2 protein-coding genes are annotated in these 1,818 nt (G+C 64.4%); one reads left to right on the plus strand and one right to left on the minus strand.

Annotation, left to right across the window (positions count from 1 at the left end; all coding sequences use genetic code 11):
* Nucleotides 1-148 precede the first annotated feature (148 nt).
* Nucleotides 149-598, minus strand: a complete 450-nt coding sequence (locus tag EN781_RS31750; protein ID WP_126058783.1) for a GatB/YqeY domain-containing protein — start codon at nucleotides 596-598, stop codon at nucleotides 149-151.
* A 257-nt stretch (nucleotides 599-855) separates the two neighbouring features.
* Between EN781_RS31750 and carA the strand changes: the two genes are divergently transcribed.
* The coding region (gene carA / locus EN781_RS31755; protein ID WP_127400690.1) for a glutamine-hydrolyzing carbamoyl-phosphate synthase small subunit at nucleotides 856-1,818 on the plus strand (963 nt) is incomplete at its 3' end.

The raw sequence follows: 1,818 nt of genomic DNA on the forward strand, positions 1-1,818 counted from the left end.
GATCGGCACGCCGAAATTCTGGCCGAGGACGACCCTCGAGCCGATCATTGCCCAGTACAAGAAGGACCATCCGGCACCGCCGCCACAGGCGCTGCCAATCTGCAAGGGCTCATGAGCCCGCCGCACCCATGAAGTGGGCAAGCGCAGATTACTGCAGCAGTCCTTTTACGATCGCGCTTGCCTTGGCGAAGTCCATCTGGCCGGCGTACTTCTGCTTGAGCACGCCGATCACCTTGCCCATGTCCTTCTGGCTGGCGGCGCCCATCGCCGCGATCGCCGCGCGTGCCGCGGCGGTAACGGCCGCATCGTCGAGCTGCGTCGGCAGGAAGCCGCGGATGATCTCCATCTCGCCACGCTCCTGCGCAGCGAGCTCCGGCCGCTTGCCGTCCTCGAAAGCCTTGGCCGATTCCTCGCGCTGCTTCACCATCTTGGCCAGGATCTGCAGGATCTCTTCTTCGCTCGCGGCCGGCTTGCCGGCGCCGCGATTGGCGATGTCACGGTCGTGGATGGCGGCCTGGATCAGCCGCAGGGTGGGCAAGCGGTGCTTGTCCTGCGCCTTCATCGCGCTCTTCAGGGATTCGGCGATTTTTTCGCGCATCGTGCTTCTCCTTCGAACGCGGCGGACAATAGCTTTGCCGAACCCGTAAGGCAAATCCCAGCAAGCCACTGATATTGCTTGACGAAACAGATTCAGGCCGGTTTGCGGCCTCCTCATTGACCACTCTTGCGCCTTCGCCTATGTACTCGGTCCTGCATGAGACAATGAATTGACGCGCGGAAGCCGGAGAAATCGCTGCTTCGCGCCGTTTGCTGCGCGAATGGATCCGAAGCGCGCAGGTTGACAGGAGTGCCGCCATGGCGACGATGACTGCCCCCTGGAATACCGAAAAGCCGACTGCGCTTTTGGTGCTTGCCGACGGTACCGTCATCGAAGGCCGCGGCCTTGGCGCCACCGGATCGGCGGTCGCCGAAGTCTGCTTCAACACCGCGCTTACCGGCTACCAGGAGATCCTCACCGATCCCTCCTATGCTGGCCAGATCGTCACCTTCACCTTCCCGCATATCGGCAATATCGGCACCAATGACGAGGACATCGAGGACCTCAACCCGGTCGCCCGCGCCGGCGCCGTCGGCGCCGTGTTCAAGGCCGATGTCACCAACCCGTCCAACTACCGCGCCGCCGGCCATCTCGACCAGTGGCTGAAGAAGCGCGGCATCGTCGCGCTCACGGGCATAGACACGCGCGCGCTGACCGCGCTTATTCGCGAGAAAGGCATGCCCAACGCCGTCATCGCGCATGCGCCGGACGGCGTCTTCGACCTCGACGATCTGAAGCGGCGCGCCGCCGCCTGGTCGGGCTTGATCGGCCTCGACCTCGCCAAGGACGTCACCTCGGGCCAATCCTCCGTCTGGCGCGAGACGCCCTGGGTCTGGAACGAAGGCTTCGGCGAACAGGACAAGCCGTCGCTGCATGTCGTCGCCATTGACTACGGCGTCAAGCGCAACATCCTGCGCCTGCTCGCCGGCCTCGGCGCCAAGGTCACCGTCGTGCCGGCCAAGACCGGCGCGGAGGAAATCCTCGCCATGAAGCCGGACGGCATCTTCCTCTCCAACGGTCCCGGCGATCCGGAAGCCACCGGCGACTACGCGGTGCCTGTGATCCAGGACCTGCTCAAGACCGAAATCCCGGTGTTCGGCATTTGCCTTGGCCACCAGATGCTGGCGCTGGCGCTGGGCGGCAGGACCGCCAAGATGCATCAGGGTCATCACGGCGCCAACCATCCGGTCAAGGACCACACCACCGGCAAGGTCGAGATC

Origin of the sequence: Mesorhizobium sp. M4A.F.Ca.ET.090.04.2.1 (assembly GCF_003999085.1) — a bacterium.
Lineage (GTDB): Bacteria > Pseudomonadota > Alphaproteobacteria > Rhizobiales > Rhizobiaceae > Mesorhizobium.

Excerpts from the sequence above, each read along its gene's own strand:
- EN781_RS31750 (WP_126058783.1), bottom strand. The coding sequence starts at position 598 with ATGCGCGAAAAAATCGCCGAATCCCTGAAGAGCGCGATGAAGGCGCAG.